The organism is Pseudomonas sp. Colony2, from assembly GCF_019382755.1.
Classification (GTDB): Bacteria; Pseudomonadota; Gammaproteobacteria; order Pseudomonadales; family Pseudomonadaceae; genus Aquipseudomonas.
In genome coordinates this window covers 3,404,444-3,431,038 of the sequence record NZ_CP080030.1, presented here as the reverse complement: position 1 = coordinate 3,431,038, position 26,595 = coordinate 3,404,444, and the positions used below count along the sequence as shown (strand labels likewise).

General features: G+C 61.2%; 33 protein-coding genes. 12 read left to right on the top strand and 21 right to left on the bottom strand.

Translation table 11 applies throughout. From position 1 onward, the window contains the following. Positions 1–180: 180 nt before the first annotated feature. The 4 genes from mgtA to JV201_RS13610 all read left to right on the top strand — a co-directional run bounded on the left by mgtA (position 181) and on the right by JV201_RS13610 (position 4,485). On the top strand, positions 181–2,895 hold the full coding sequence (gene mgtA / locus JV201_RS13625; RefSeq protein WP_102606048.1) for a magnesium-translocating P-type ATPase: 2,715 nt from the start codon (positions 181–183) through the stop codon (positions 2,893–2,895). Positions 2,896–2,954: 59 nt separating this feature from the next. Further along, on the top strand, positions 2,955–3,158 hold the full coding sequence (locus tag JV201_RS13620) for a hypothetical protein (protein ID WP_257903320.1): 204 nt from the start codon (positions 2,955–2,957) through the stop codon (positions 3,156–3,158). A gap of 31 nt (positions 3,159–3,189) precedes the next feature. Continuing rightward, positions 3,190–3,537 (top strand): DUF2493 domain-containing protein, encoded by a 348-nt coding sequence (locus JV201_RS13615; RefSeq protein WP_003217865.1) that lies wholly within the window; start codon positions 3,190–3,192, stop codon positions 3,535–3,537. 144 nt (positions 3,538–3,681) lie between these two features. Beyond that, on the top strand, positions 3,682–4,485 hold the full coding sequence (locus JV201_RS13610; RefSeq protein WP_134326563.1) for a hypothetical protein: 804 nt from the start codon (positions 3,682–3,684) through the stop codon (positions 4,483–4,485). Between the two features lie 156 nt (positions 4,486–4,641). Here the strand turns inward: JV201_RS13610 and JV201_RS13605 are convergent, their stop codons facing one another. After that, a complete protein-coding gene (locus JV201_RS13605) occupies positions 4,642–5,361 on the bottom strand; it encodes a tellurite resistance TerB family protein (protein ID WP_008435042.1) in 720 nt (239 codons plus the stop codon). A gap of 124 nt (positions 5,362–5,485) precedes the next feature. Here JV201_RS13605 and JV201_RS13600 point away from each other — a divergent pair, with 124 nt between their 5' ends. Then, positions 5,486–6,013, top strand: coding sequence for a DinB family protein (locus tag JV201_RS13600; protein WP_219407074.1), 528 nt, complete (start codon positions 5,486–5,488; stop codon positions 6,011–6,013). Position 6,014: 1 nt separating this feature from the next. Here JV201_RS13600 and JV201_RS13595 read toward each other — a convergent pair whose 3' ends face one another. Both JV201_RS13595 and JV201_RS13590 read right to left on the bottom strand, forming a co-directional pair. Next, positions 6,015–6,470 (bottom strand): GFA family protein, encoded by a 456-nt coding sequence (locus tag JV201_RS13595; protein WP_003207766.1) that lies wholly within the window; start codon positions 6,468–6,470, stop codon positions 6,015–6,017. Between the two features lie 77 nt (positions 6,471–6,547). Further along, entirely contained in the window at positions 6,548–7,387 is an 840-nt protein-coding gene (locus JV201_RS13590) for an SDR family oxidoreductase (protein WP_032899357.1), read from the bottom strand. A 100-nt stretch (positions 7,388–7,487) separates the two neighbouring features. On the opposite strand from JV201_RS13590, the gene JV201_RS13585 reads away from it, so the two are divergent. Then, positions 7,488–8,453 carry an AraC family transcriptional regulator gene (locus JV201_RS13585; protein ID WP_102368998.1) on the top strand — a complete coding sequence of 322 codons (966 nt, stop codon included), beginning with the start codon at positions 7,488–7,490 and terminating at the stop codon, positions 8,451–8,453. A 99-nt stretch (positions 8,454–8,552) separates the two neighbouring features. Beyond that, the gene (locus tag JV201_RS13580) at positions 8,553–8,837 is read left to right on the top strand and encodes a hypothetical protein (protein ID WP_003207761.1); all 285 of its coding nucleotides are present in this window, start codon (positions 8,553–8,555) and stop codon (positions 8,835–8,837) included. Position 8,838: 1 nt separating this feature from the next. Here the strand turns inward: JV201_RS13580 and JV201_RS13575 are convergent, their stop codons facing one another. The 10 genes from JV201_RS13575 to deoR all read right to left on the bottom strand — a co-directional run bounded on the left by JV201_RS13575 (position 8,839) and on the right by deoR (position 18,784). Then, positions 8,839–9,474, bottom strand: coding sequence for a LysE family translocator (locus JV201_RS13575; protein WP_008435048.1), 636 nt, complete (start codon positions 9,472–9,474; stop codon positions 8,839–8,841). Positions 9,475–9,682: 208 nt separating this feature from the next. After that, on the bottom strand, positions 9,683–9,874 hold the full coding sequence (locus JV201_RS13570; protein WP_219407073.1) for a DUF2188 domain-containing protein: 192 nt from the start codon (positions 9,872–9,874) through the stop codon (positions 9,683–9,685). 87 nt (positions 9,875–9,961) lie between these two features. Continuing rightward, on the bottom strand, positions 9,962–10,645 hold the full coding sequence (locus JV201_RS13565) for an HAD-IA family hydrolase (RefSeq protein ID WP_177028280.1): 684 nt from the start codon (positions 10,643–10,645) through the stop codon (positions 9,962–9,964). Between the two features lie 10 nt (positions 10,646–10,655). Beyond that, the gene (locus JV201_RS13560) at positions 10,656–11,684 is read right to left on the bottom strand and encodes an ABC transporter permease (protein WP_003207754.1); all 1,029 of its coding nucleotides are present in this window, start codon (positions 11,682–11,684) and stop codon (positions 10,656–10,658) included. Continuing rightward, the gene (locus JV201_RS13555) at positions 11,681–13,177 is read right to left on the bottom strand and encodes a sugar ABC transporter ATP-binding protein (RefSeq protein WP_003207752.1); all 1,497 of its coding nucleotides are present in this window, start codon (positions 13,175–13,177) and stop codon (positions 11,681–11,683) included. Before JV201_RS13555 ends, JV201_RS13560 begins: the two co-directional genes overlap by 4 nt. After that, complete coding sequence (locus JV201_RS13550) at positions 13,170–14,156, bottom strand: sugar-binding transcriptional regulator (protein WP_003207750.1); 987 nt, start codon at positions 14,154–14,156, stop codon at positions 13,170–13,172. Before JV201_RS13550 ends, JV201_RS13555 begins: the two co-directional genes overlap by 8 nt. Continuing rightward, on the bottom strand, positions 14,153–15,673 hold the full coding sequence (locus tag JV201_RS13545) for a ribulokinase (protein ID WP_087693921.1): 1,521 nt from the start codon (positions 15,671–15,673) through the stop codon (positions 14,153–14,155). Before JV201_RS13545 ends, JV201_RS13550 begins: the two co-directional genes overlap by 4 nt. A gap of 96 nt (positions 15,674–15,769) precedes the next feature. Continuing rightward, positions 15,770–16,786 carry a galactitol-1-phosphate 5-dehydrogenase gene (locus JV201_RS13540; protein ID WP_023658808.1) on the bottom strand — a complete coding sequence of 339 codons (1,017 nt, stop codon included), beginning with the start codon at positions 16,784–16,786 and terminating at the stop codon, positions 15,770–15,772. A gap of 93 nt (positions 16,787–16,879) precedes the next feature. Continuing rightward, positions 16,880–17,854 (bottom strand): substrate-binding domain-containing protein, encoded by a 975-nt coding sequence (locus tag JV201_RS13535; protein ID WP_219407072.1) that lies wholly within the window; start codon positions 17,852–17,854, stop codon positions 16,880–16,882. A gap of 171 nt (positions 17,855–18,025) precedes the next feature. Then, positions 18,026–18,784 carry a DNA-binding transcriptional repressor DeoR gene (deoR, locus tag JV201_RS13530; protein WP_219407071.1) on the bottom strand — a complete coding sequence of 253 codons (759 nt, stop codon included), beginning with the start codon at positions 18,782–18,784 and terminating at the stop codon, positions 18,026–18,028. 143 nt (positions 18,785–18,927) lie between these two features. Here deoR and deoC point away from each other — a divergent pair, with 143 nt between their 5' ends. Then, positions 18,928–19,608, top strand: coding sequence for a deoxyribose-phosphate aldolase (deoC, locus tag JV201_RS13525; protein WP_177117017.1), 681 nt, complete (start codon positions 18,928–18,930; stop codon positions 19,606–19,608). Positions 19,609–19,746: 138 nt separating this feature from the next. On the opposite strand, the gene JV201_RS13520 is transcribed toward deoC, so the two are convergent. The 5 genes from JV201_RS13520 to arr form a co-directional block, all read right to left on the bottom strand. Further along, positions 19,747–20,148, bottom strand: a complete 402-nt coding sequence (locus JV201_RS13520; RefSeq protein ID WP_177035506.1) for a TonB family protein — start codon at positions 20,146–20,148, stop codon at positions 19,747–19,749. Positions 20,149–20,280: 132 nt separating this feature from the next. Next, on the bottom strand, positions 20,281–20,703 hold the full coding sequence (locus JV201_RS13515; protein WP_003207738.1) for a hypothetical protein: 423 nt from the start codon (positions 20,701–20,703) through the stop codon (positions 20,281–20,283). Positions 20,704–20,807: 104 nt separating this feature from the next. After that, a complete protein-coding gene (locus JV201_RS13510; protein ID WP_008435061.1) occupies positions 20,808–21,176 on the bottom strand; it encodes a VOC family protein in 369 nt (122 codons plus the stop codon). A 48-nt stretch (positions 21,177–21,224) separates the two neighbouring features. Then, a complete protein-coding gene (locus tag JV201_RS13505) occupies positions 21,225–21,431 on the bottom strand; it encodes a DUF1737 domain-containing protein (protein WP_003207731.1) in 207 nt (68 codons plus the stop codon). 71 nt (positions 21,432–21,502) lie between these two features. Then, on the bottom strand, positions 21,503–21,919 hold the full coding sequence (arr, locus tag JV201_RS13500) for an NAD(+)--rifampin ADP-ribosyltransferase (RefSeq protein WP_023658807.1): 417 nt from the start codon (positions 21,917–21,919) through the stop codon (positions 21,503–21,505). Positions 21,920–22,011: 92 nt separating this feature from the next. On the opposite strand from arr, the gene JV201_RS13495 reads away from it, so the two are divergent. Beyond that, positions 22,012–22,470: a GNAT family N-acetyltransferase gene (locus JV201_RS13495; protein WP_219407070.1), complete on the top strand. Its 459-nt coding sequence runs from the start codon at positions 22,012–22,014 to the stop codon at positions 22,468–22,470. A 51-nt stretch (positions 22,471–22,521) separates the two neighbouring features. Here the strand turns inward: JV201_RS13495 and JV201_RS13490 are convergent, their stop codons facing one another. Both JV201_RS13490 and JV201_RS13485 read right to left on the bottom strand, forming a co-directional pair. Further along, positions 22,522–22,878: a hypothetical protein gene (locus tag JV201_RS13490; RefSeq protein WP_250884657.1), complete on the bottom strand. Its 357-nt coding sequence runs from the start codon at positions 22,876–22,878 to the stop codon at positions 22,522–22,524. Then, positions 22,845–23,006 (bottom strand): hypothetical protein, encoded by a 162-nt coding sequence (locus JV201_RS13485; protein ID WP_166742167.1) that lies wholly within the window; start codon positions 23,004–23,006, stop codon positions 22,845–22,847. The genes JV201_RS13490 and JV201_RS13485 overlap by 34 nt, the downstream gene beginning before the upstream one ends. A gap of 354 nt (positions 23,007–23,360) precedes the next feature. On the opposite strand from JV201_RS13485, the gene xth reads away from it, so the two are divergent. Then, positions 23,361–24,179, top strand: a complete 819-nt coding sequence (xth, locus tag JV201_RS13480) for an exodeoxyribonuclease III (protein ID WP_102368989.1) — start codon at positions 23,361–23,363, stop codon at positions 24,177–24,179. Between the two features lie 73 nt (positions 24,180–24,252). On the opposite strand, the gene JV201_RS13475 is transcribed toward xth, so the two are convergent. Next, a complete protein-coding gene (locus JV201_RS13475) occupies positions 24,253–25,281 on the bottom strand; it encodes an alpha/beta fold hydrolase (protein ID WP_219407069.1) in 1,029 nt (342 codons plus the stop codon). A gap of 219 nt (positions 25,282–25,500) precedes the next feature. Here JV201_RS13475 and JV201_RS29720 point away from each other — a divergent pair, with 219 nt between their 5' ends. Beyond that, positions 25,501–25,635, top strand: a complete 135-nt coding sequence (locus tag JV201_RS29720; protein WP_023658805.1) for a hypothetical protein — start codon at positions 25,501–25,503, stop codon at positions 25,633–25,635. Between the two features lie 82 nt (positions 25,636–25,717). Beyond that, a complete protein-coding gene (locus JV201_RS13470; protein ID WP_177023105.1) occupies positions 25,718–26,545 on the top strand; it encodes a hypothetical protein in 828 nt (275 codons plus the stop codon). Positions 26,546–26,595: the final 50 nt, after the last annotated feature.

The window sequence follows — 26,595 nt, the reverse complement described above, 5'->3', positions numbered from 1 at the left end:
GCCAGTAGTAGCCCGCTGCGCGTTAGTTAACTAACGCGCTGTTAGCGGGCCTGTAGAAAGTTACCCAACACTTTATTTAAACCGATCGCGAAGTCAGCGACTCGGCATGCTTTCGCTCGCCTGTCATCAGGTAAGTACCGGGTATGTTTTGTCGAAAAATTGGCGACAGGAGTACACACAATGAGCGCAGTAAAAAACCCGAAACTGCACAAGAAAAACGGCACGGATACCGACACCAAGCTGTCGATGCGCGCCGCCCGCGAAGCCCAGAACGGCCTCTCGGCAACCCTCGCCAATGTCCGGGCAACCAAGGATGGCCTGACCGAACTGGATGCCTCTGCTCGCCTGCAACGTGAAGGCTACAACGAGGTGGCCCACGACAAGCCGCCTCACGCCATCGTGCAATTCCTCCAGGCCCTGAACAACCCGTTCATCTACGTGCTGCTGACCCTCGGCGCCATCAGTTTCTTCACTGACTACTGGCTGCCACTGCAGGCCGGTGAAGAAGCCGACCTGACCAAGGTCATCATTATCATGACCATGGTCATGCTCAGCAGCCTGCTGCGCTTCTGGCAGGAGCATCGTTCGGCCAAGTCCGCCGAGGCCTTGAAGGCCATGGTGCGCACCACCGCCACGGTGTTGCGTCGCGAGCAAGTGGGCTCCAAGCCGACCCTGCGGGAAGTGCCAATGCGCGACCTGGTGGCCGGCGATATCGTGCAACTGTCTGCCGGCGACATGATCCCGGCCGACATCCGCCTGATCGAGTCCCGTGACCTGTTCATCAGCCAGGCCGTGCTGACCGGCGAAGCCTTGCCGGTAGAGAAGTACGACACCCTCGGGGATGTGACGCAAAAATCCGCCACGTCCACGGCGGCCGACCAGGGCAACCTGCTGGACCTGCCGAACATCTGTTTCATGGGCACCAACGTGGTCAGCGGCCGGGCGAAAGCCGTGGTGGTTGCCACCGGCCCGCGCACCTACTTTGGCTCCCTGGCCAAGGCGATTGTCGGCTCCCGAGTGCAAACCGCATTTGACCGCGGGGTGAACAGCGTCAGCTGGCTGTTGATCCGCTTCATGCTGGTAATGACGCCGATCGTGTTCTTCCTCAACGGCTTCTCCAAGGGTGACTGGAGCGACGCGTTGCTGTTCGCCCTGGCAGTGGCGGTAGGCCTCACCCCGGAAATGCTGCCGATGATCGTCAGCGCCAACCTGGCCAAGGGTGCAACCGCCATGGCCAAGCGCAAGGTGGTGGTCAAGCGCCTCAACGCGATCCAGAACTTCGGTTCGATGGACGTGCTGTGCACCGACAAGACCGGCACCCTGACCCAGGACAAGATCATCCTCGAGCACCACGTCAACGCCTTTGGCAACCGTGATGATTCAGTGCTGACCCTCGCCTGGCTCAACAGCCATCACCAGAGCGGCATGAAGAACCTGATGGACCAGGCGGTCGTACAGTTCTCCGAGCAGAATCCGAAGTTCCAGGTGCCGTTTGCCTACAGCAAGGTGGATGAGTTGCCGTTCGACTTTATTCGCCGTCGCCTGTCGATCGTGGTCAAGGACGCGCAAAACGATCACCTGCTGGTGTGCAAGGGTGCGGTCGAGGAGATGCTGAGCATTTCCACCCACGTGATGGAAGGCGACGTGGCCGTCGAGCTGGATGATCGGCGTCGCAACGAGTTGCTGGCGATTGCCCAGGACTACAACGAAGACGGCTTCCGGGTGCTGGTGCTGGCCACCCGCAACATTCCCCATGCACTCGCCCGCAAGCAGTACACCACGGCCGATGAGCGCAACCTGGTGATCCGTGGCTTCCTGACCTTCCTTGATCCACCAAAGGAAACCGCTGGCCCGGCGATCGCTGCCCTGCGCGAAATTGGCGTGGCGGTCAAAGTGCTCACCGGCGACAACGCCATCGTCACCAGCAAGATCTGCCGCCAGGTCGGCCTTGAGCCAGGCGTACCGTTGCTGGGGACGGAAATCGAAGCGATGGACGACGCCACCCTCAAGCTGCGGGTCGAGGAGCGCACGGTGTTCGCCAAGCTGACGCCACTGCAGAAGTCGCGGGTGCTCAAGACCTTGCAGTCCAACGGCCACACCGTGGGTTTCCTCGGCGACGGCATCAACGACGCTCCGGCCTTGCGGGATGCCGACGTGGGCATCTCGGTGGACAGCGCGACGGACATTGCCAAGGAATCCGCCGACATTATCCTGCTGGAAAAGAGCCTGATGGTGCTGGAAGAAGGCGTGCTGAAAGGCCGCGAGACCTTCGGCAATATCATGAAGTACCTGAACATGACCGCCAGTTCCAACTTCGGCAACGTGTTCTCGGTGCTGGTGGCCAGTGCGTTCATCCCGTTCCTGCCAATGCTGTCGATCCACCTGCTGCTGCAAAACCTGATGTACGACATCTCCCAGCTGGCCTTGCCGTGGGACAAGATGGACAAGGAATACCTGGCCAAGCCACGCAAGTGGGACGCGAAAAACATTGGCCGCTTCATGATCTGGATCGGGCCGACCTCGTCGATCTTCGACATGACCACCTTTGCCCTGATGTGGTACGTGTTCTCGGCCAACAGCGTGGAAATGCAGACCCTGTTCCAGTCCGGCTGGTTCATCGAGGGGCTGCTCTCGCAAACCCTGGTGGTGCACATGCTGCGCACCCGCAAGATCCCGTTCTTCCAGAGCAACGCCGCATGGCCGGTGATGATGATGACCTGCATCGTGATCGGGCTGGGCATCTACGTACCGTTCTCGCCGCTGGGCGCGATGGTTGGCCTGGAGCCGCTGCCACTTGCGTACTTCCCATGGCTGGTGGGCACCCTGGTCGCCTACTGCTGCGTGGCACAACTGATGAAAACCCTCTACATCCGCCGCTTCAAGCAGTGGTACTGATCAACCGCCCCTGAAAGCGCTGGCTATCGGTAGATAGCCAGTGCACGCGGAGACAGACAATGAACACACTTATGAGCTACCTCGACAACGCTGCTCGCGCGCTGCTGGTGTACGGCCTCGCCCAGGCGGCCAAGGCGGTGATGGTGCTGGGCGTACGGCTGTACGCGCGCAACGTGCTCAGCGCCGTGGAAATGCGCTTCATGCTGGGTTTTTCCAGCAGCTTGAACAGCACCTGTATCCGCTTGCTGCGCCCGCGTCGATAAATGGCAATACGCACTACAAGGAAAGATCACCATGCGCGTCTTGATCTGTGCAGGTCGTCATTACGCCGATACAAAAATGTCCCGCCAGGTGCTGGACGCCTACCACCGCCTGCGCCCGGTGCAGGTGTTGATCCACGGTGGCAGCCAGTTCCTGGGCAGCGACGTGGAAGACTGGGCCCGGGAAACCGGAGTGGATGTGGTGCGTTACCCACCCAACTGGCAACGCCATGGCAAGCAGGCCGAACGCCATCGCAACCAGTTCATGCTCACCGACAGCCGGCCCGACGTGATCATCGCGCTGCCCGGTGGCGACGACACCTCGGAACTGGTGAGCCAGGCCAGGGCCAGTGGCATCCATGTGCTGACTGTAGACAGCTGAATCAACCCTTATTGGAGTATCCAGGCATGAACGAAGAACCCCGTTGTAGCGGTACCCCGTTGCACACTTTTTTCTATTTGAAACACGGCGCGTCCCTGCCAAGTCCGGTCGGGGCGCGCCACCGGCTGTTGATCGAGGTTCACCATGTACAAGAAACACACCCCTGACGGTTTCGCCAAATACCGCAACCGCACCACCCACGTTACCTTCCATCCCCTGCCCGCCTCCAAGCTTCGGGCAGTGCGGCGCAACCTGATTTTCGTCGGCGTGACCGCGGGCATCGTGCTGGTGCTCAGCCTGATGTCGAATGCCCATGCGGCCGGCGGCTCCTACGTGGTCGACGACGGCGCAATCAACGCCCCGGGCGAATGCAATGTCGACGCCTGGTTCACCGCCAACCGGCACGCTGGCTCAACCCACAGTGAAACCCTGGCGCCGGCCTGCACCTCCGCTGCCATTCCTTGGTTGCAGTGGACTGCCGCCGTGTCCCGGGCCAACCATGATGGCGACGGCGAAACCCAAGTGAATCCGCAGCTCAAGGCGCAGTTGTGGGCCCGGGAAGACCTGGGCCTGGAACTGGCCGCGTCTGCCGGCGTGCATTACGCGCTGAACCGCCGGCACTCATTTGATGGCGCGGACTTGAATGTGCCGTTTACCTGGCAGCCCATGGAGGCCCTGCGGCTTAACTTCAACGCCGGCTGGAGCCACGCTTATAACGACGGCGACCAGACCCATCGGCCGACCTGGGGCACCGGGTTTGAATACAGCCTGATGGACTCACTGACACTGATCGCCGAACGCTACGGCCAGCAAGGCGGCGACCAGGCGTGGCAAGCCGGGCCGAGGATGCATATCGGCAAGAATGTGGACGTGGACCTGGTGGTAGGACGCAGTTTGATCGGGGATCAGCATCAATGGCTCACGACGGGGGCCACACTGCGGTTCTAACCCGCAGACGATGATCCCAGTGGCGAGGGAGCTTGCTGTGGCGAGGGAGCTTGCTCCCGCTGGAGTGCGAAGCGCTCCCAAAGATTCCGGGGCCGCTACGCAGCCCAGCGGGAGCAAGCTCCCTCGCCACAGGTTTGGTATGACCGTAATAGCGGTTTAAACCTGCCCCTTGGCCTGCTGCTCCAGATGCACCTGCAACGCAGGATCAATCTTCAACTGCGCCGCCAGCTCATCCAGATAATTGCGCTCCGCGTCCCGCTGGTCATCCACCAGCAGCACACTGACCAGGTACACCTCCGACGCCACCGCCGGGTCGCCGGCAAACTCGGCAAAATCCGCCGCATTCAGCGGCTTGGCCACCTCGGCATCCAGCCACGCCTGCAATTGCGGATCATCGGTGTGCTTGCCGATCTCGGCCGAGATCATCTGTTGCTCCCGCTCATCAATCTCGCCATCCGCCTTGGCTGCCGCGATCAATGCACGCAGCACGGCGTGGCTGTGTTCTTCGACCTGCGCGCCAGACAACTGGTCAACCGTCTGCAACGCCTGCTGCGGCGCCGACGCCTGTTGCCGCTGCCAGGCCTGATACGCCTGGAACGCCATCATCCCCAACGACGCCAGCGCCGCGTAGTTGGTGCCGCCGGTGCGCCCCTGAGGCGCCGCACGGGTTCCGCCGAGCATGCCGCCCAGGCCACCGAGCAAGCCACCAAGGCCGCCACCGCCGGAAGCCGAAGCACCGCTGCCGCCCAGCAAACCGCCAAGCAAGCCGCCCAAACCACCGAGCCCGCCCTGAGACCCGGGTGCAGCGCCGCCCTGCTGGCTGGACGAGGCCTGGCCCGCCCGCAGCAATTGTTCCAGTAGATCGCCGGTATTCATGGTGTCACCCTCCCAGGGCGCAGAGTTCCAGATCAACAACAATAGCTGCGCTGCGCGAGAACACCATGACCGCCCGGCAGGCTCGCATTATCATGGCGACGCGCGCCCCATCGAGGAACCTCACGTGACCCGTACCGAGCAGATTGCCTTGATGGCGACCTATAACCAGTGGATGAACCGCAAGGTGTATGAAGCGGCCCACGGCCTGAGCGACGAAGACTTGATTGCCGACCGTGGCGCGTTCTTCGGGTCGATTCTTGGCACGCTGAACCACCTCGCCCTGGGTGATCGCGTCTGGCTCAAGCGTTTCGCCGAGCATCCAGCAGGCTTTGCCGCGCTGGTACCGTTAGACGCGTTGGGGTTGCCGCCACGTCTGAATAAACTGGCCTTCGCCGATATCCGTGAACTGTCGGCCCACCGCGCCTGGCTCGACCAGCTCATCATCGACTGGGTGCAGTCGATCAGTGAGTCGGACCTGGATCAGCCCCTGCAGTACCACAACATGGCGGGCACGCCCATGAACAAGAATTTTCATGCACTGCTCGTGCACTTCTTCAATCACCAGACCCACCACCGGGGCCAGGTGACAACGCTGTTGACCCAGGCCGGGCGCGACGTGGGCGACACCGACCTGCTGGCGCTGATGGACTAGTTCAACCGCCGCTGTACTCGGCGTACGCCTGTATCAGCGCGGGGAAATTCTCCCTCTCCGGGAGCTGCGCAAAGCTGTGCTGCGCCGGGGTAGTCGCCCACGGCAGCTTTTCACTGGTCCAGGTTTCAATGAATGGCACATAACCGCTGGCGTCATCCAGCATGGTGGGACGCAGGTTGATCAGATCTTCCACGCCATTGGGGCGGGAAAACATCCAACTCATGCAGTGGGGGCAGCAGTAGTGGCGGTCTACGCCATGCAACCCGCCGATCACCGGGTTGCCCTGGGTGATGGTGAATCCGTGGCTGGGGATCAGCGCGCTCAGCGAGAACGCGCTGGATGACATCTTCTGGCACCCGGTGCAGTGGCACGCCATGGTGATCAATGGTTTTTCGGTCACGGTAAAACGCACCCGGTCACAACGGCAGCCGCCTTCCTGGGACTCTTGATTGCTCATCTTCCACTCCAGTCACATTGTGTGTGTGACCGGAGGATAAACGAGCGGGTGCGTCGCGGACAGCGATGCCGGTTTCGTTACGGCACAAAGAAGTCCGTCGAAAATGCCAGGTCCTTTTGCGCTTCCAGTGCTGCCAGACGGTCGCTGAGCTGCTTGTGCATCACGGTGTAGGCGTCTGGCCCCAAGGCAATGCGCTTGGGCGCAGGGTGCTGGTCGACGCTGGCAAGCATGATCGCAACCATCTTGGCCGGGTCACCCGACGACACCGTCGTGCCGCCTTCGATCATCCGCCGTGCGTGGCTGGAAGGAGAACGGTCGTAGTCTTCCAGGCGTGGCGCCAGTTGCGCGCTGCGATAGCGAAAACCGGTGCGGGCGCTACCGGGTTCGATGAGGGTGCAGCCGATGTTGAAACAAGCCACTTCCTCGCCCAAGGCGTCGACAAAGCCTTCAATTCCCCACTTGCTCGCATGGTACAGCGAACCACCCGGGAAAACGGCCTGCCCGCCCATGGTGGACAGTTGCAGGATCCGCCCGCCACCCTGGGCCCTGAGGTGGGGCAGCGCGGCGCGCAACAATTGAATGGAACCCAGCAGGTTGGTACCCAATTGATGCTCGATCTGCTGATCGGTCATCTCTTCTGCGGCGCCGAAAAGGCCGTAGCCTGCGTTACTGACCACCACCTCAATGGACCCCAGCGCCTTGAATGCCTGATCGACCACCCGGCGAATCGCCGGGGTATCAGTCAGATCCAACTCGGCCAGCCACAGCCTTTCGCCATGAAGCGCTCGCAGGTCCGCCATGCTCGCCAAATCCCGGACCGTGCCCGCAACGCGCTCCCCCCGTGCCAATAATTGCTCGGTCATCTCGCGTCCAAAGCCACTGTTGGCTCCGGTGATCAACCAAGTGCGTGATGTCATGATCAAACCCTCTGTAGTGACGTTGGAGACCCCAGCATATCCATCCGACCTAGACGATGAATGCGCTAGACTCCAGTTTTTATAAGCAATCGTCTAAATCATGACTGATCCATTTTCCGAGTTGCTCACCTTCATGCAAGCCCGCTCCGTGATGTCCGGCGGCCTGGTGGCGGGCGGACGCTGGGCGATCGCCTTTCCACCGGCTACCCAATTGAAGTTCTGGGGCGTGTTGCGAGGGACGTGCTGGCTGAAGATCAAAGGCGAAAGCACGCCCATTGCGGTAAACGAAGGCGATGTGTTTCTACTGTCGGCCGAAAGGCCCCATGTCATGGCCAGCGACCTGAGTGCAACACCGGTGGATTTGCAACAGATCCTCGACAAGCGAGTGGGTGCCCTGGCGTATCACGGCGATGGGGATGAGTTCTTCATGATTGGCGGCAAGGTGGAACTCAGCCCTGACTCCGAACACCTGCTACGTGCAGCACTGGCGCCCTTCATCCATTTGAATGCCAGGACCCATGCGCTCGAAACACTGCATTGGTTGCTCAATCAACTGGTGCGTGAACGGGAGCATGATCGTCCGGGTGCAGCAGTGGCCTCATCGCAACTGGCGCACCTGATGTTCATCGAAATTCTGCGTTTGCATTTCGAAACCGCACCGCCGCTGTCCGGCAGTTGGCTGCGCGCCATGACCGACAAACGCCTGGCGCCGGCGCTGCGCCTTATCCATGGCGAGCCGGGCGAAACCAGGCCGTTGGAGGTACTGGCCAAGGCGTGTGCAATGTCGCGAGCCAGCTTTGCGGCCTACTTCAAGGACGTCGCCGGGGTCTCGCCGATGGCCTACCTCACCCAGTGGCGCATGCGTCTGGCAGCGCGGGCGCTGGCTGAGGGCAAACGCTCGTTGATCGAGCTCGCGCTCTCGCTGGGCTACAACTCCCAGAGCGCATTCAGCCATGCCTTCAAACGTGAGATCGGGCGCTCGCCGTTGCATTACCAGCAGGCGCTACGGGTGTCGACGGAGGCGCAATACCCTCAAACGAACGCATGGAGCAGCGAACTGTCATAAAAGACAGAGCGGTGAACATCAGCCAATGGCTGCCCCGCCCTGCCCGCGCGCATCAGCAGATTACCGATGCGACGCATCCCCCAAGAAGGAGACGCTTACATGGTCATTCACTTCAAGGTCGCCGGGCATCTTGCCTGCGGTCATCACGGCAACAACCTCCCTTCCAGCACCGAGCTGAATCGGGTCAAGTGCCGTACCTGCCGTAACACCGAAGTCTTCAAGGAAGCCCGCCGCACCCAACGCAACGCCGCTCGGCGTGCCGCGCGCAAGTCCAAAACCGCCCATGCCGCCGGTGACTGGCGCAGTGCCTGGACCCAGCGCCTGACCGACCTGCCAGGCCGTCAGCGCCTGCCACGCGGGTTCCACGGCCAGCCATTCGTTTAAGTTACGCGGCCGGGGCACGACGGTAAGCGGCCAACAGCACGCCCATCGTCATCAACAACCCACCCGCCCCGCGATTGAAATGCTGCAAATGTGCGGGCCGCAGGCGACTGAGCAAGCGTGCCCCGCATACCGCGTAGAACATCATGATGCTGACATTGAGCACGCACAGCGCCAGCAACAGGCACGCGTACTGCGGCAGTTGCGCCTGGGTGCTGTCGACGAATTGCGGCAGGAATGCCGACATGAACAACAACGCCTTGGGATTGGAAATCGCCACCAGGAAACTGCGGGTGAAAATACTCGCCGAGCGGGTGCCGCCATCCTCACCTTCGCCCACCGATGGCAACGCCGCCTGGGGTGATCGCAACATCTGCCAGCCGATCCAGATGAGGTACGCCGAACCGATCCATTTCAGCGCCTGAAACAACCCTTCGCTGGCCGCGAGCAGCAATCCCAGGCCACACGCCACCGCCGTCACCAGCAACGCGTCGGCCAACACCGCCCCGGCCATGCCCCAGAACGCCGCCTGCAAACCATGGCGCGAACCATTTTGCAGGGCCAACAGAACCGTCGGGCCAGGTATCGCGATAATCGCGGCGCTCATCATGACGAACAGAAATAAGGTTGCCAGGGACATGACAGGTTCCTACGGGCTGATCAGCTGCGAATCATCCCACCATATCCTCTGTGTGGCGAGGGAGCTTGCTCCCGTTGGGCTGCGTAGCGGCCCCAAAATCCTGGGAGCGCTTCGCACTCCAGCGGGAGCAAGTTCCCTCGCCACCGTTTATGTATTGCTCAAGCGAGACCCAATAAAAAGCCCCGGATTGACCGAGGCTTTTGATGGTTCAAGCATCATTGGCCACCGGCATCGACCTGGCCTTGTACCCCGGCAGCGCAGCGGCATACGCCAGCGCCTGCTCACGGGAACCGAAGGATGCCAGGCGATCAGCCTTGGTACAGACGCGCCACGGGCCGCTGTTGACCTGCACGATGTCATAACCGTTGAGATGCAGCTTGTTCAGCATGGGAGTGCTCATAGTCACCTCTCTCTCCAGAGATAATCCAGGTGTTTGCCCGGTCTACCATACACCCGCTGACGACGAGGCAGCCTACCGGACGTCGAGTCAGCGGTAGGCTGGCAACCCCCATCGCGCGAGGTCAAACGCCTCCAGGCTCAGCAGTCTTCCATCCGCATGCAGGAACTTCTCCTGCGGCATCGCCGGGTCCGGGATGGCCACGGCGTACATCCCGGCCGCCTTGGCCGCAGTGATGCCAAATGGCGAATCCTCGAACACCAGGCATTCAGCGGGCGTCACTCCCAGTCGCTCGGCAGCCACCAGGAAGATATCCGGCGCCGGCTTGGCAGCGCCTACCTGAGGGTCATCGGCGGTGACGATGGCATCGAACAAGCAGAACCAGTCGCGGTGCAAGGTGGTTTTCAGTTCGAAATAGTGCCGCGACGAACTGGTACCCACCGCAATCGGCACACCGTGGGCCGACAAATGCCGCACCAGCGCCTGGGCCCCGGCCATGGCCGCCGCCTGGGGAAACCGCGCATTCATCAATGGTGTGCGTTCCTGCAAGAACGCCTCGGGGCTCATCGGCAAGCCCACGGCCTGCACGATATAGCTGGCCAGTTCATAAGCCCCCAGGCCGATGGTGTTCTGCTTCATGCTCCAGTCAAAGGTGCGGCCGTAGCGGTCGGCAATCAGTTGGGTGACTTCGGTGTAGATGCCTTCGGTGTCGAGCAGCAGGCCGTCCATGTCGAAGATCACGGCCTTGATCGGCGCGGGTAGCGGTGCATTCATCACGGTGTCCTCAGGTGCGCCCGGCGTAATGGTCGATCAAGCGGTTGAGCAAAATCGCCAGCACGATGATCACCCCGGTGATCGCCATCTGGTAGAACGAGCCCAGCCCCAGCAGGTTGAAGATATTGCGCAACACCTGCAGCAGCATCACCGCCACCGCCGTGCCTACCACGCTGCCGCGCCCGCCGAACAGGCTGGTGCCACCCAGCACCACGGCGGCAATTGCATCCAGTTCCAGGCCCTGGGCTGCGGTCGGTTGGCCGACGTGCAGGCGTGAGGTCATCAACAAGCCGGCGAATGCTGCCAGGCCGCCGCAGATGGCGAACACCGCAATCGTCACCGCCCGCACCGGCACGCCGGACAGCCGCGCAGCCTCCAGGTTGCCGCCGGTGGCCAGCACGTATTCGCCAAACACCGTGTAGCGCAGCACCAGCCAGGCGATGACGGTGATCAGGATAAAGATCAGCCCCAGTACCGGAAACGCAATGCCAGCGCTGGGCCAGATGTCGATCATGGCCGAGCCGAACGAGGTGAAGCTGGCCGGCAATCCGCCAATCGGCGCACCGTCGGATGCCAGGAAGGTGGCCCCGCGCAGCGACACCAGCCCGGCCAGGGTGATGATAAAACTCGGCACCTTGCCAAAGACCGTGAGGCTGCCCATCAAGGTGCCGATGGCCAGTCCCACCAGCAACGTGGCCGGCACCGCCAGCCAGCCGCTGACCTGCTGCTGCAGGAGCACCGCCACCAGGATCCCGCCGAAGGCACACAGGCTGCCCACCGACAGGTCGATATTGGCCGTAAGGATAACGAAGGTCATGCCGATGGCGATGATCCCGACAATCGCCCCCTGCTGGAACAGGTTGGCGATGTTGCCGAAGGTCAGGAAGTCGTCCGACAGGAACGTCGCCACCACCACCGCAAACAGGAAAATGAACACAAAGTTGTAGCGCATCACCCACTCCAGCACCGCACTGCGACGGCGGCTGGTAAGGGTGACGGGCTTATCGAAAACCGGGCTTGGGTTGCTTGCAATAGTCATGGTTCTACACTCGTTCTACCGATAAGGATGGCCTGGTCGATCTGGTCGCGACTGGCAGTCAAGGGGTCGAAACACAGCGCGTTGCGCCCCTCATGCATCACCCAGATGCGGTCGCAATTGACGTACAACTCGTCCAGCTCGCTGCTGGCGACCAGCACCGCCGCCCCTTCCTGCGCCAGGCTGCGGGCCAGGGCATACAGGTCGGCCTTGGCGCCGACATCCAGGCCACGACTGGGCTCGTCCAGCAGCAACAGGCGCGCGCCGTCGATCACCCACTTGGCCATGACCACCTTCTGTTGATTGCCGCCGGAGAGCTGGCGTACCGGTTGCTCAAGGTTGTCGAGCTTGGTCTGCAAGCGCTGCAGCACCGGGCCGGCGCGGTCCTTGGCCTGGCGATGGGAAAACCAGTTCAAGTGCCGGGTGTGCACCAGGCAGGCATTGCGGTAGATCGGCGCATCCAGCAGCAGGCCTTCGGTCTTGCGGTTTTCCGGCACCAACCCGACGCCCTGGCGGATCGCCTGGCGCGAGGTTTGCGGCTGATAAGGCTGGCCAAACAGTTCAACATCGCTGTCGTTGCGCCCCACGCCAAACAAGGCTTTGAGCAACGTGCTGCGCCCTGCCCCGTTAAGCCCGGCAAGCCCGACAATTTCGCCCTGACGCACTTCCAGCCCCTGCACGTCCAGGCCCTGCTCGCCTTGCAGCCGGCGAATATTCAGCGCCAGGTTATCCCGCGGCGCCTGACGCGGGCTGCGTTCCAGCAGGTCGCGGTGCTCGCCGACCACGGCGGCGATCAGCGCCTGGTCGTCGATCTGCGCCAGCTCGTGGGTTTGCAGGGTTCGCCCGGCACGCAGCACCGTGACCCGGTCGCCGATCTCGCGAATTTCATTCAAGCGGTGGCTGACATACAGCACCGCCACACCCGCCGCAGTGATCTCGCGAATCACCTGGAACACCCGCTTGAGTTCGGTCTCGTTCAGCGCCGCCGAAGGCTCATCCATCACCACCAGCCGGGCCTCACAGGTCAGTGCACGGGCGATGGCCGCCAATTGCTGGTTGGCAATCGACAGGCTGCCCACCCGGTCGGAACTCGAGAAGTTGGCCCCGACCCGCAACAGTGCGGCCTTGGCCAACGCACTGCGCTTGCCCCGGGAAATAATCCCGAAGCGCTGGGGCGCGTAGCCGAGCATCAGGTTCTCTTCGACGGTCATCTGCGGGATCAGGTCGAGCTCCTGATAGATCATCGCGATCCCGGCCTGGCGCGCCTGTTGCGGATTCTTCAGTTCCACCCGCCGGCCCGCCACCGACATCTCGCCGCCATCCGGGCGATGGGCGCCGGCGACGATTTTCAACAGGGTACTTTTGCCCGCGCCATTGGCACCCAGCAGGCAATGCACCTCACCGGGCCGAACGTCGAGGGAGGCATCGGTCAGCGCCACCACATTGGGCGGAAAACGCTTGCTGACATGACGGATATCCAGGGCCAACTCACTCATGATCCTGCTCCAGCAAATAGCGGGCGGTGGCCGCGTCGGTGGCCAGCACATTGACGTAGCCGGCCTTGACGCTGGCGTGGACGATACGGTGCTTCTGCGCGCCGACGCACACGGCAATGGACCAGGCCTTGTCGCGCAAGGCGGCCAACGGCAGGCCCAGGGTGCGGGCGTCGAGTTCGGGCATCACCGGTTCACCGTCCATGCCGATAAAGCGGCCCATGATGTCGCCGACGGCGCCCAGGCGTTCCAGCTCTTCGAGCAATGGCCGGTCGATGTAACCCGACTCCATCAACACCGAATGATCAGACAACTCCCCCAGGCTGAAACACGCCACCGGCGCCTGTTGCCCGAGGCGCAATACCTGGGCGATCACCGGGTCCTGCTCCAGCGCCTCGCGGGTATGCGCATGCCCGAGAATCGCCGGCACCGGCAGCAACGTGGCCTGGCCACGGGCAGCCTGGGCGAAGCGCTCGGCGACGTTATGGCTGGACTCGCCCATCGAACGGGTATTGATCGCGCCGTTCAGCAGCACCACGTTGACCCCCTCGTTCCAGCGCGGCACCAGCCACTGGGCCATTTTGGTCAGGGTGCGGCCCCACGACACGCCGATCAGCGCCGGCATCGGCTGCAAGTTGCACAGGTAACGGGCGGCGGCCTGGGTCACCACGTTCAGCGCGGTGTCGGCATCTTCCACATCCAGCACCAATGCTTCACGCAGGCCGAAACGCCGTTGCAAAGCCACTTCCAGCTGCGGCAAGCGCGCCGAGCGGGCGACGATATCGATGCGCACCACCCCGCAATCCCGCGCCTCGCGCAGCAAGCGGCTGACTTGCCAGCGGGTCAGGCCGGTCTCCCGGGAGATATCGCTTTGGGTCTTTTCCAGGTCGTAATACAGCTTGGCCACCTGGACCATCAAGTCATCACGCTGGGAATCGGCCGACAACCGCGTGGCAAACGTTTCTTCAGGATGGGCGCTCATGCTGCCGGCCTTACGCCGAGCGTGCGGTTCGCCGGTGGCTTGCAACTGATGGGCGCGACGCTGTCGGTGGCGGCGCGATAGCGGCCCAACAGCTCGATGTATTGCTCGTGGGCGTAAGGGTCGGGCTCGATCAGCCGGCCGATGGTGGTGAAGTCGGTAGCGGCTTCCTGCAAGGTGCCGAACTCGCCGAGGGCGCAGGCGGCAGCGGCGGCGGTGCCGATCAGGGTGAGGTTGTCGTGGGGCACCATTTCGAACGGCACACCGGTGGCATCCACCGTGGCCTGCAACCATAACGGGTTCTTCTGGAAACCACCGGCGGCGACCACCCGGGTGATCTCGATGCCCTCGGAGCGCCAGGTGTGAAAGATGTTCGCCGAGCCCAGGGCAATCGCTTCCACCGAGGCGCGGTACAGGTCATGCCGGTCATGGTTCAGCGACAGGCCCATGATCGCGCCGCGCATGTCCGGTGAGCGGTACGGTGTACGGTTGCCCATCCAGTAATCGAGCACCAGCAAGCCGGTGGAGCCGGGCTGCAGTTCTGCGGCCTGGCGGATCAGGCGCTGGTGCCCGGCATCGTCGAGGCCGAACATCTTTTGCGCCAGCCAGTTGAGGATCGAACCGGCGGAGACTTGCCCGCCTTCCATCAACCATTGGCCGTCGAGCAAGGCGCCGGGGTACGGGCCCCAGATGCCCGGTACGTCGATGCGTTGCGGGGTGTGCATCAGTTGCACCACCGAGGTACCACCGATAAACAACAGCTCGCCGGCGCCAGTGGTGCCGGCACTGAGCATTGCCATGTGGGCGTCGATTCCGCCCTGGGCCACCAGCGTGTCGCGGCTCAGGCCCAGATGATTGGCGGCATCGGCGCTCAATGGGCCGATCCGGCCACCAACCTTGATCACTTCCTGAGGGAGTTTTTGCGCCAGTTCAGGCACGCCCAGTTCGGCGTACAATTCCACCGGAAAACGCTGCTGCAAGGTGTCGTAATTCCACTTGCAACTGGCATTCAATTGGGAGGCGACCCAGCGCCCGGTCAACTGAAAGTTGATCCAGTCCACGGCCTCGCAAATACGCTCGGCGCGCTGGTAAACCTGAGGCTCGTGCTCGGCCAGCCACATGGCCTTGGGCACCAGCCATTCCACCGCGTCACCGCCCTGGTTCATCATCGGGTGGCTGACGTGGGCGGTGCGCGCCGACTCGGCAGCGGCGCGGCAATCCATCCATAACAACGCCGGGGCCAGGGGTTGGCCGTCCGCCTGGGCAACCACCACGGTGGAGGCTGTGGTGGCGACGCACACCGCCGCCACCTGCGGGTGCCCGGCCTGGGCCATCAACTGCCGGCAGGCCTTGCCCAGCGCCGACCACCAGTCCGCCGGCGCCTGCTCGGCCCAACCCAACTGCGGGTATTGCGTGGCATACGGCGCCTCGGCGACGTGTACCAGTTTGTGGCTGTGCAGGTCATACAAACCAGCCCGCACCCCACCTGTTCCGAAATCCAGTCCCAACAACAAGGTCATCGGTAGTTCTCCTGCGTCTTGTAACAACGCTTTTTGTTTTAAGCCCGGCAACGCACAGCGTCGTCGGGCTTGGCGACACACAGCTGACGGCGCGGCTCAGGGACGGAAAATTACCTTGGCCGCGACTTCGCTGCGATCGGCATAGCGCTTGAACATCGCCGGCAATTCATCCAGCGGCAAGTCGTGGGTAATCATGAACTGCCACTGCAATTCACCGGAAGCCAGCTTGTCGATGGAGGCCGTCCACTCATCGCCCGGGAACGGTGCCGAGAACGAGTTCCAGGCGCCGTGCAGGGAGATTTCCTGGCGCAGGAAGTGCGAGAACGTCGCAGTGCTGAGGGCCACGTCACTGGTGGGAATGCCGATAAACACCACATGCCCGCCAGCCTTGGTCAGTTGCACGGCCTGGTTGATCGAGCTGGGATGGCCTGCCGCTTCAATCACCAGTTGGCAACGGGGCAACTCGGCATCCGCCGCGCCGCTGAGCAGGGTGTGGGTGGCGCCGGCTTCGCGGGCCATGGCGAGTTTCTCTTCGGCGATGTCGATGGCGACGATGTCCTTGGCCCCCATGATCCGCAGCCACTGGATCGCAAACAGGCCGATTGGCCCGCAACCTACCACTGCCCCGCTCTGCCCGGCCTTGAAGTCGGCTTTCCAGATCGCATGCAGGGCAATCGCCGCCGGGTCCACCAGGGACGCGGCAATCGGGTCCATGCCTTGGGGCACCTTGATCAGGTTGCTCAGCGGCACATTGACGTACTCGGCATATGCGCCGTCGCGGCGGCTGCCGAAGTAATCGTAGCGCTCCGAGCGGGACGGAAAGCCTCGGGCATATTGGTCGCTGCTGACGTCCGGGATCATCGGCGGCACTGTCACCAGTTCGCCGATGGCATAGCCTTCGACACCGCTGCCGATCTCTTCGATAAAGCCTGCGAATTCATGGCCGCAAATCAGCGGCATCACATGGGCGCCCTTGCTCAGCATGCGCGGGATATCCGAGCCGCACACGCCGCAGGCGGCGACCCGAACCAGCGCGTGGCCGGCCTTGACCGCAGGTTTTGGAACATCTTCGACCCGGATATCGCCCGGTTGGTACATGACGGCAGCTTTCACAGTGAATTCCTCTGTTGAGTGACGAGTGCGTTCGAACAGGCACCTCCCGCAAGAGGTGCCCGCAAAAATCCATAGCGTGGCGGCGCAGATCCGTCAGAGCGCGCCGGGGCGGTATTCGCCGAAGGTAGAGTCATGCTTGACCTCGGCCACGTTGGCCTTGGTCACCACCTGGGTGCCGGCGTCGACAAAGTTCGGCACCGACTTGCCGGCCGCCAGGGCCCGCGCCGCCTCAATGGCGACCTCGCCCAGGTAGCGTGGGTCGTTGAGGGCGGTGGCCACGTATTGATCGCCGCTCTGGATGGCATTCAAGGCCTCGGACAAGCCGTCGATCCCGGCCACGAGGACGTCTTTCTTGCCGCTTTCGGTGAGCACTTGCAGCGCGCCCATGGCCATGTCGTCGTTATGCGCGATCACCGCCTTGAGGTCCGGGTGCGCTTGCAGCAAATCCTGCATTGCCGTGACTGCGTTGGCGCGCATGTACTCGCTGTAGGGGCCGTCGATGATCTTGAAGTCGGTGCAGGCCAAAGCGGTGTGGAAACCCTTGCGGCGTTCTTTCATCACCGTACCGCCGGCGTCGCCCTGGATCTCGATGATCTTGCCCTTGGTCACGCCGCGCTGCTTGAGCGCGGCGAGCAGCGCCTTGCCGGACAGCTCGCCCATCTCGGCATTGTTACGGCCAATAGTGGTGGCGACCGGGGCATTGATTGCGCGGTCGACGGCAATCACCGGCACCTTGGCGCGTTTGGCGGCGTCGAGGGCCGCGCCCACGGCGTCGGGGTTCACGGCATTGATGATGAGGATGTCGACCTTGCGGGTCAGCAGGTCCTGGATATCGTTGTTCTGCTTGCTGATATCGCCGTTGGCGTCGAGGAAGATCAGCTCGTCGCCGCCCTTGGCCGCTGCAGCCTTGGCGCCGTCGCGCAGTTGTACGTAGAAGGGAGATTGCAGGGTGACCTGGCTGAAACCGATCTTCAGATCCTTGGCCTGGGCGTTCAGCGCCAGCGCCGAGGCCGCGACAGCCAGTGCAAGGGCCAGCACATGAACAGGTTTACGGGCTATCTGGAGCATGGTGATTCCTATTTTTATTGTTGTCAGGATTCGGGCACGGCCTTCAGGGAGGTCGTGCTCACAAATGTGAACCGCGATCACATTTGAAAAACTATGCCTTGCTCCCGAGAGTGTCAAGGCCAATTTGTTAAATTCCGAACAAATGAAATAAAAATCACAATTCTGTTTGAGTCAGATCAGCAGGATCGCCCCGCTGTCCCTGATCACCTGCTGCTGTACCGCCTCGAGCCCGGGGTCGCTGATCACCCGCTGGAAGTCCGACAGCTCGGCAAAGTGTGCCGCACGTACTTCGTCGAACTTGCTGTGGTCGGCCACCAGCACGCAGGTCTGCGCCCGCGCCATGACCCGGCGCTTGACCTCCACTTCGTTGAGGTTGTAGCAGGTCACACCGTGGGCGGCGCTGACGCCGGCCGCGGAAATGAACGCCCACGCCACACGGATGCCATCCAGGATGCCCGCCTCGGCATGGCTCTCGAAGACCATGTTGCGCCGGTGAAAGGTGCCACCGCAGAGGATGATGGTGCAGTGGGGCTTTTGCTGGAGCTTGAGCAATACGTTGAGGGAATTGCACAGCGCGGTGAACTCCAGGTCATCCGGCAACGCCTCGATAATGAACGGCGTGGTGGTGCCGCAATCGATGAACACCGTGTCGCCGGGGCGCACCAGGCTGGCGGCCAGCACGCCGATCTGACGCTTCTCGGCGACGTGGCGCTGGTCCTGTTCGGCGACCTGGTAATCGGGCTCCGGCGGCCCGCTGCGGGTTACGTGCCCGCCCAACAGTCGCAGGCCCTGTGGGCTGTCTGCCAGGTCGCGGCGCAGGGTCATTTCCGATACACCCAGCAATGCGGCCATGTCACGCAAGTGAATCGCCGACTCGCCCTGCAAGGCCTTGTGCATGGCCCGAAATCTTTCGCTTTTCTTTGAATCCACTGCGTTCCAACCCTCGTTGAATGCGTGCCCTTGATCAGGACAGTCACAAATTCCATTTACAATGTTATTTATTTCACATTTAATGCATCCAACTTAACACAAACCGCCTTTTCCCAGCACCTCATCCTTACAGGACACTTGCCATGCCGACTGATCCGTTGCCGCTCGCAGCCTATATCGACCACACCCTGCTGGCCGCCGATGCTTCCCAGGCGAGCATTCGCCAACTGTGCGCCGAGGCCCGCGAGCATGGCTTCAAGTCCGTGTGCGTCAACAGCGCCAACGTGCCGCTGGCCGCCGAATGCCTGCGCGACTCCGCGCCGTTGGTCTGTGCCGTCGTCGGCTTCCCCCTGGGTGCGGGCTTGAGTGCGGCCAAGGCTTATGAGGCAAAGCTTGCGATCGAGGCCGGTGCAGGCGAGATCGACATGGTGCTGAACATCGGCTGGCTGAAGGATGGCCTGCTGGACCAGGTACGCGACGATATTGCCCAGGTGCTGGCGGCCTGCGGCGCGGTGCCGCTGAAAGTCATCCTCGAGACCGGCCTGCTGGATGACCAGCAGAAAACCCATGCCTGCAGCCTGTGCCGCGAGCTGAACGTGGCGTTCGTCAAGACCTCCACCGGTTTCGGCCATGGCGGCGCGACATTGGCGGATGTGCGCCTGATGCGCGGCGTGGTGGGGGCGCAGATAGGCGTGAAGGCGTCGGGCGGCGTGCGCGACCTGGCGACGGCCCAGGCGATGATCGAAGCCGGTGCTACGCGCCTGGGCAGCAGCTCCGGGATCGCCATCGTCAGCGGTGCAAAGGCGGCCGCGGGCGCCTACTGAGTTGAGTGCAGCGCTGGCGCCCTTTCACAACCCTTTCACAGTCGGGCGCCTATGGTCACCTCAGCTCCTGGTGAAAACCTTTAAGCCCGCGCTCCCCATCGCGGGCTTTTCTTTGCCCGGAATTTATCCGCAGGTCAGCTACAGCCGGCGTGGCGGTGAGCCGCCGCAGGCCACGCCCTCCAGGCAGAATACAAACGGGGCCACCACTTGAATCTCGCCTTTGAGCAGCATTGAGGGTGGAGGCGCAGGCACTGGCGACGCCGCCGGAACGAATCTCTCCACGGCGCTGACGAACAGATCCGAACCTGTATGGCTGATGACTTTGTGGCGTATCAGGTTGCCTTTGGCGTCGACCACGAATTCAACCCTGACCAGGCCGGTCAATCCTTGCAGGCGAGCTTCTTCGGGGTACGACTTGAAGTGATTGAGGTGAGTGAGCAACTGGTATTCCCATAAGCGTTGTTCTGCCAGTTGTTCCCGGGTGGGGCCGCTCGTGCAGGCACAAAGCAGTAAGACAAGTGCGATCCAGCTGTATTTCATAAACGCAGTTCCGTTGACGTTTGGTGTGCAAGGTGAGGCTAATCAAGGCTCGGTGCGTCAGCGTGTTATACAGGTCGAACAGAATGGCCCGTGGGTACACGAATGCTTCTTGTGGAAAACCAAATCTGCCTCTCAGGCGGTGGTACTGACGATGGAACCGGTACCGCTTCCACCGTCGGAAGTCAGTGCCTGCAACAACGCCGAAGACGCAGACTGCAATGCAGCTGCCGTTGCGGCAATCTGCGCCTGGGCGGCAGCCACGGCGGCCGCTTTGGCGTCTGCGCTTTGATTGCTGGCCTGGGCCTTTTGCATGTTTTGCTGCTGCTCTTGAAGCTGCTTTTGCAACTCCGCAATCTGCTTTTTCAGCGCCTTGACGGTGTCGGACTCCTGCGACGTGGATGCCGCCTGGCCGCCACCTGCAGCGGGCGCACTTTTGGCACCCGTGTCCGGGTTGAGACTCAAGGTTCCAGAGTCTTCGGTCTTGGAGCTATCGCTGACGCTGGCCGGACTTGGGTTGGCGGGTACTGAAGCGAGACTGCTGACGTTCGTGATCATGTCAAATATCCAATTCCGGTATCGATGTTAATTGATCGGCGCTTAAGCTGATTACTTTAACCCGTTATCGACCCTACCGAACCTGTCGACAACAGCGGACCAATTCAGCGGCAAGGTCTCGAAAAGACGTTGACCAGGCTTCCATCCGGATCACGCAGCAATACCGAAGTGTTGCCCCATGGCATGACCGTCACCGGCATCACCACGTCAGCCCGACCGATACGCAGCAGGACGGCCTCCACATCGTCCACTTGAAACTCCAGGATCGCCGAACGGTTGCTGGCGGCGACTGCCAGTCCATCGTTGTGAAGGCGGACCAGGCGTTCATCGGCTATGGCCAGGACGACGCCGTCGAGGTGAATTTCAGCGAACCCGTCAGCCAGGTGCCTTGGCTCGACAGTCGAGAGGTTGTGATAGAACTGAACGAGCCGTTCAAAGTGGTTGGTAACGAGACGAACAGACGAGAATTTCATCATTTGACCTGACAGGAGTGAGAGAACTCACCTTAATTCAAGCCCGCGTCAGTTCCTGACAGTAGCGTTGTTATCGGCGTTCCAAACGACAGCCTGTGCCACCACCACGTACTCGCCATTGAAGGTTGCCGCTGGCGAGCCGTAAAGCTGGTAACCCAGCGCAAGCGCTTCAGAGACCCGGTGACAGAAGGAGGCATCGTCCTTGCCTGTCAGGATCCGATAGGTAGGTAGACCTTCAGGAGGGGAATTCTGCATGGAAGCACCTGCTGGAACAGTTAAGGAAAGCCCCTTGGCGATCGGGTGACGCCGGCTTGTGCCCGATGATATCAGTCAATGATCACGTCGCGACCCTCGGCCTTCAAACGCGCGAGGTTGTCCTTCATCTGCTGCAACCGTTCAGGCGGATGCCCGTGCCATTTCGTGACCTCCGCCACGACGCGCAAAGGGTCAGTGGAGCGATAGGAAAGCGTGGGATTGCCGGGAAACTTCTTATCCGTCACGTTGGGGTCATCCATGATTGCCCCCGTTGGCTCCACAACATAAATCCGTTCCCGCCCACTGCCGAGCGCCAGCTCAGCCCCCCAGATGGCGGCATCCAGCGTGCCCGCAAAGTAAACCCAGGACAGTGCTTTACCTTCTGTAAAGTTGGACGGGTAGCCGACGCGGATCAGATCGCCCGGCTCCAGGTCGGCCCGGGTACCGTGAAAGAACTGACGGATGAACATGCCAGCGGTATTTGACATGGGCTCGTTGCTCCGTGGATGAATGTTATGTTTGGATGCGAATGCCCCCATCGGCTGGGTTCCTCTATACCACCGCACCTCAGGAAACCGTTGTGACGAATCTGACCATACGACGCGCCAGTATCGACGACTTGCCTTTCATTGTTTTGCTGCTGGCAAATGACTCCCTGGGGCCTGTTCGAGAGGATAGCAGTCTTCCGCTTCAGAGCTCCTACACACGAGCGTTTGAGGCCATCGACGCAGACCCGAACCAGTTTCTTGGCGTCGCTGTGGCTGATGAAGAGGTGGTCGGTACTCTCCAACTTTCTTTCATTCCGAATATTTCTCATCGGGGCGCATGGCGAGCTCAAATCGAAGCCGTCCGCGTGCACGAGCGAATGCGTGGGAGCGGATTGGGCCGGCAATTCTTCGAATGGTCGTTTGAGCAAGCACGTCAGCGCCACTGCCAACTGATCCAGCTTACCTGTGATCGTACGCGGCCAGATGCTCATAGGTTTTATGAGTCCCTGGGGTTCTTGCCAACCCACACAGGCTTCAAGATGAATCTGTGACCATTTGAGGCGAGCTGGCCCGGCGTTTGATTGCCGGGCCAGAGGGCGGAGTCAAAGCAATACAGTAGCAAGCATGCCCAAGGCGCCGAGGACAAACCCGATGAGCGCGCCACGCCCTGGTGCTTCATGGAACAGCGCCCAGACCACCACGGGCTCAAGCAGCACCAGGGAGGTGACTGAGACCACGGTGACGACCCAGATATCACCGACCGCCACGTACCCCAGCCAATACGCACCCAACAGGCAAAGCCCGGCAAAACACATCAGCACAACGGGAAGGACGAACGCCTCCCATGAACCATGCCCTGTCTGGGCAAGCCTGGCGGTTACCACCTCGCTGTAGATTGCACAAAACTCCCCCACCACCATCAACCCTAGAGCAGAAACTCCGAGTAGTTCTTTGGACATATCAAAAACTCCTTCGTATTCAACGCAATATTTTTCAGCTCCCAGCGAGCAATGCCGCTGCCCAGGAGCGTGTTGCAGTGATACGAAGCAGCCTTGAACAGGCCTGAATTACCGAAGTGCTTTTCCATGCTCATGTCCTTCAAAGGGTGAGTCTCAGCGCCCGGAAAAGGGCGCTCGCTGCGATCATACGTTCCGACAGCTCGCCTGAACAACCTGCCCCCTCTCGGTCTGCCGCGAAGTGCTTGTGCTGGATCAGTGAGCGTTGAACCAGTCGGGGGCACAACCGGAAAATGACACCAATGGTCGTTTCAAAAACAGGTTCCGGTCGTAATGTCAGTGAGCAAAAGCAGGCTTGCTGTAGTCGAAAAGAGGCTTTGCGACTAAACCGGTATAGGGGACATCGCCAAATGAGCAAGGGTAGGCCCCCTACCCCCACGGTGGCCGAACACCCGGCGCACCCGGCACATTGAAGGACCGACGCCATGCAGAACCTCAAGATCGCGACATTCAATGTCAACGGCATAAAGACGCGACTGCCCAACCTTCTGCAGTGGCTGGAAAAGGAGCGCCCGGACATCGTCTGCCTGCAGGAACTGAAGGCGCAAGACAACGCGTTCCCCGCTGGAGAACTTGAGGCGGCGGGCTATGGCTCATTGCACCATGGCCAGGCTTCCTGGAACGGAGTGGCAATTCTCGCGCGGGATTCCGAACCCCTTTTGATCCATAAGGGCTTGCCGGGAGCCAAGGACGACTCGCAGTCTCGATACCTGGAAGCGGCTGTCCATGGCGTGATTGTCGGATGCCTGTACCTGCCCAACGGAAACCCTCAACCCGGGCCAAAATTTGATTACAAGCTCGCGTGGTTCGAACACCTGATCTCCCACGCTGCAACACTGCAGGCCAGCGAACATCCCGTGGTCCTGGCCGGTGACTACAACGTGGTGCCCACCGACCTGGACATCTACAACACCCGCTCATGGCTCAAGGATGCCCTCCTCCAGCCAGAAAGCCGTGAGTGCTTTCAAAGGCTGCTTTCCCAGGGCTGGATCGACTCGCTGAGGCACCTGTACCCGGAAGAGCGGGTGTACACGTTTTGGGATTATTTCCGTCAGCATTGGCAGAAGAATTCCGGGCTGCGCATCGACCATCTGCTGCTCAACCCGGTACTCGCCCCGTACCTGAAAAACGTCGGCGTAGATGCATGGGTACGGGGTGAAGAGCATGCCAGTGATCATGCGCCGACGTGGATCGAGATCTCATCACGGCAAACCCGGTCAAGAAAGAAGCCAAAACGCAGTTGATCACAAGCCACGACGCTGACTACCGGCACGCGTGCCGGTACCCGACTCACCCATCCCAAGGTGTGATCCGGGCTTACTGATGGGCCACGAATTTCGCGAGCATCAGCCAGCGACTTATGGCCGCAACGAGTTCGGTCTTGCACTCCACCGGCAGCCAATGCCCGCCAGGCAGGCTCGTCACTGTGAGGTCTGCGCAGGCCGCGCGCATTGGATCGCCCAACTGATTGCCGTTGATGGTATTCATCGGGTCGTAATCACCGTTCACAAACAGGACGGGCATGGAGAGGCGGCCGCCATTGGGTGCGCGATGGGCGTATTCGATGTTGGCGTCGTCGTTCAGATACCACGCGCAGGGCGTGCGGAAACCATGCTCCTCGAACGTGCGCACCAGTACCGCGAAGTCCGTCTCGGGCCAGAGCGCCGGGTCTGGCGGGGTCGGGGGAGCCCGGTGCGCTTCGCCAAACCGCCCGCCTTTGCGGGTCACTTCGGCATTGGAGGCGACCCTGGCGATGCTTGCAGGGTCGCCTCTTCGATAAATCGACGCCAGCGATGCTGCTTTGTCCGCGTCAAGATCAGCCACGGCGGACGCAAAATGCGTGTTGTAGTAGCGGTAATAGTCCCATTGGCCGTCTGGATACTGGTCGACCGGGTAAATCCCTCGGTCAACCAGCGGTATGAGCGTCGCCAGCGCGTTCGTGGAAGGAAAGTACGGAACCGAAACCAACACAACGCCGCGGCTGCGCCAAGGTTCATGGGCGACCAGTTCACCGGCCACGACGCTGCCCCAATCGTGGCCCACCCAGATGGCGGGCGTTCCACCGAGATGGTCATGCAGCTCTGTCATGTCTGCCACGATGTTTTCAATCGTGTACGCATTGATCGCGGCCGGCGCCGAAGAGCCGCCATAGCCGCGCATATCGGGTGCGACGCAGTGCCAGCCTTGGGCAGCGAACGCTTCCATCTGTGCACGCCAGATCAAACCGAGTTCGGGCCAACCATGCAGGAACATCATCAATGCCCCATCGGCAGGTCCCGACTCCAGATAATGCGTTGTGTGACGGGGCGTACTGAAGACGCGCGAAGTCAGCTTGAAAGTGGACATAGGATCTCCTCATGTCATACCGGCGCGATGTTTCACTGTAGGTCACCTCGAGTGCGTGAGCACCACTGCCCGCGTATTTTCAGGTCGCGCTTATCCTGGGATCGGGAGCAAAAGAACTGAAGCAACCACACGTCAATCAACGTTGTAGAAAATTTGAATTAGCCAGTTGCCCGGCCGGTCAAGAATTATGAACGCAGTAAATCTGACGAGGTAACAGCAATGACTATCCAGGCAGAGACACTCGTACAACTGACCGAAGCCCTGCAAGAGCGAGGCATGCATCTGGTTTCAGATGTTCACTTCACCCGCGCGCCCTATCGGCAGAATCACCTCTGGGTCTGCACCGTAGCGTAACGATCCCTTATGATGCTTGCCTGCCAGAAGGTCGCCAACCGCGACAGATGGATCAATGCGAACACTCTTACGGATAAGCCCGATGCGGATCAACGTTCTGACAATTTCCCTGGCCACGTTGATGATGACCGGGTGTGCCAACCATGGCGCCAAGCCTTCGACGCACGCGCTGGCGACTCAAGATAACGTAGTTGGCATCTGGGCCATGGTTCCTCTGCGCAACGGAATTGCCAACGTGGTCGAATACAGCGCTGATGCCAAAGCCACATTGCATCCATTCAACTGCGCTGAACCCGGGAAGCACCAGGAAAAAGAAGTGAGCGACTTCAAGGTGTCCGACGATGGAAAGGTCATCCATCTCAAATCACCTTCAGACAACTTCGACCTGAAGGTCCTGGCATTCGACCCGCAGACCATGACGCTGAGCATGGATGTTTCGGATACGAGCCTGACCTTCAACTACGTAAAAGTCAGTAACGTCGCACCGCTGTGTGCCCTTTATCCAAACGCCGCCGCTGAAGCTGCGCGCAAAACCCCTTTCAAGGCCAGTGACTTTGTAGCGGATCCCGGGATACCTGCCCACTCCGGTATGGAGCGATATATTGGCAAGTGGGCAAATGACAAAGGCGAGCTAGAGGTAGAAGTCATCATGGGTCCCAACGGCAGTGCCTACCTCTACATGGCTTCCAGCAAAAACTGGCACTTCCTGTACAACGAGGTGCATTGGGTAGGCGACGAACTGCATTTTGAAAGCTATGCCTATTCAGACCTTCCCTCTCTTTACAGCCACCCTTTCCATAAATCCAAGACCCACAGCATTCTTCAGCCGAGCGGCGACGGAGGATTACGTTATTCGATCTTTATCGATAAGCGCCGGTACGAATTTCCATTGAGCCGGGCGAAGAACTGAGGTCGAGGTAGCGCAGTACTGTTGCGATGACCGGGCGGTGCATCTGCAAC

Excerpts from the sequence above, each read along its gene's own strand:
- mgtA (WP_102606048.1), top strand. The coding sequence starts at position 181 with ATGAGCGCAGTAAAAAACCCGAAACTGCACAAGAAAAACGGCACGGAT.
- JV201_RS13620 (WP_257903320.1), top strand. The coding sequence starts at position 2,955 with ATGAACACACTTATGAGCTACCTCGACAACGCTGCTCGCGCGCTGCTG.
- JV201_RS13615 (WP_003217865.1), top strand. The coding sequence starts at position 3,190 with ATGCGCGTCTTGATCTGTGCAGGTCGTCATTACGCCGATACAAAAATG.
- JV201_RS13610 (WP_134326563.1), top strand. The coding sequence starts at position 3,682 with ATGTACAAGAAACACACCCCTGACGGTTTCGCCAAATACCGCAACCGC.
- JV201_RS13605 (WP_008435042.1), bottom strand. The coding sequence starts at position 5,361 with ATGAATACCGGCGATCTACTGGAACAATTGCTGCGGGCGGGCCAGGCC.
- JV201_RS13595 (WP_003207766.1), bottom strand. The coding sequence starts at position 6,470 with ATGAGCAATCAAGAGTCCCAGGAAGGCGGCTGCCGTTGTGACCGGGTG.
- JV201_RS13590 (WP_032899357.1), bottom strand. The coding sequence starts at position 7,387 with ATGACATCACGCACTTGGTTGATCACCGGAGCCAACAGTGGCTTTGGA.
- JV201_RS13585 (WP_102368998.1), top strand. The coding sequence starts at position 7,488 with ATGACTGATCCATTTTCCGAGTTGCTCACCTTCATGCAAGCCCGCTCC.
- JV201_RS13580 (WP_003207761.1), top strand. The coding sequence starts at position 8,553 with ATGGTCATTCACTTCAAGGTCGCCGGGCATCTTGCCTGCGGTCATCAC.
- JV201_RS13575 (WP_008435048.1), bottom strand. The coding sequence starts at position 9,474 with ATGTCCCTGGCAACCTTATTTCTGTTCGTCATGATGAGCGCCGCGATT.
- JV201_RS13570 (WP_219407073.1), bottom strand. The coding sequence starts at position 9,874 with ATGAGCACTCCCATGCTGAACAAGCTGCATCTCAACGGTTATGACATC.
- JV201_RS13565 (WP_177028280.1), bottom strand. The coding sequence starts at position 10,645 with ATGAATGCACCGCTACCCGCGCCGATCAAGGCCGTGATCTTCGACATG.
- JV201_RS13560 (WP_003207754.1), bottom strand. The coding sequence starts at position 11,684 with ATGACTATTGCAAGCAACCCAAGCCCGGTTTTCGATAAGCCCGTCACC.
- JV201_RS13555 (WP_003207752.1), bottom strand. The coding sequence starts at position 13,177 with ATGAGTGAGTTGGCCCTGGATATCCGTCATGTCAGCAAGCGTTTTCCG.
- JV201_RS13550 (WP_003207750.1), bottom strand. The coding sequence starts at position 14,156 with ATGAGCGCCCATCCTGAAGAAACGTTTGCCACGCGGTTGTCGGCCGAT.
- JV201_RS13545 (WP_087693921.1), bottom strand. The coding sequence starts at position 15,673 with ATGACCTTGTTGTTGGGACTGGATTTCGGAACAGGTGGGGTGCGGGCT.
- JV201_RS13535 (WP_219407072.1), bottom strand. The coding sequence starts at position 17,854 with ATGCTCCAGATAGCCCGTAAACCTGTTCATGTGCTGGCCCTTGCACTG.
- deoC (WP_177117017.1), top strand. The coding sequence starts at position 18,928 with ATGCCGACTGATCCGTTGCCGCTCGCAGCCTATATCGACCACACCCTG.
- JV201_RS13520 (WP_177035506.1), bottom strand. The coding sequence starts at position 20,148 with ATGAAATACAGCTGGATCGCACTTGTCTTACTGCTTTGTGCCTGCACG.
- JV201_RS13515 (WP_003207738.1), bottom strand. The coding sequence starts at position 20,703 with ATGATCACGAACGTCAGCAGTCTCGCTTCAGTACCCGCCAACCCAAGT.
- JV201_RS13510 (WP_008435061.1), bottom strand. The coding sequence starts at position 21,176 with ATGAAATTCTCGTCTGTTCGTCTCGTTACCAACCACTTTGAACGGCTC.
- JV201_RS13505 (WP_003207731.1), bottom strand. The coding sequence starts at position 21,431 with ATGCAGAATTCCCCTCCTGAAGGTCTACCTACCTATCGGATCCTGACA.
- arr (WP_023658807.1), bottom strand. The coding sequence starts at position 21,919 with ATGTCAAATACCGCTGGCATGTTCATCCGTCAGTTCTTTCACGGTACC.
- JV201_RS13490 (WP_250884657.1), bottom strand. The coding sequence starts at position 22,878 with ATGTCCAAAGAACTACTCGGAGTTTCTGCTCTAGGGTTGATGGTGGTG.
- JV201_RS13485 (WP_166742167.1), bottom strand. The coding sequence starts at position 23,006 with ATGGAAAAGCACTTCGGTAATTCAGGCCTGTTCAAGGCTGCTTCGTAT.
- xth (WP_102368989.1), top strand. The coding sequence starts at position 23,361 with ATGCAGAACCTCAAGATCGCGACATTCAATGTCAACGGCATAAAGACG.
- JV201_RS13475 (WP_219407069.1), bottom strand. The coding sequence starts at position 25,281 with ATGTCCACTTTCAAGCTGACTTCGCGCGTCTTCAGTACGCCCCGTCAC.
- JV201_RS29720 (WP_023658805.1), top strand. The coding sequence starts at position 25,501 with ATGACTATCCAGGCAGAGACACTCGTACAACTGACCGAAGCCCTGCAA.
- JV201_RS13470 (WP_177023105.1), top strand. The coding sequence starts at position 25,718 with ATGCGGATCAACGTTCTGACAATTTCCCTGGCCACGTTGATGATGACC.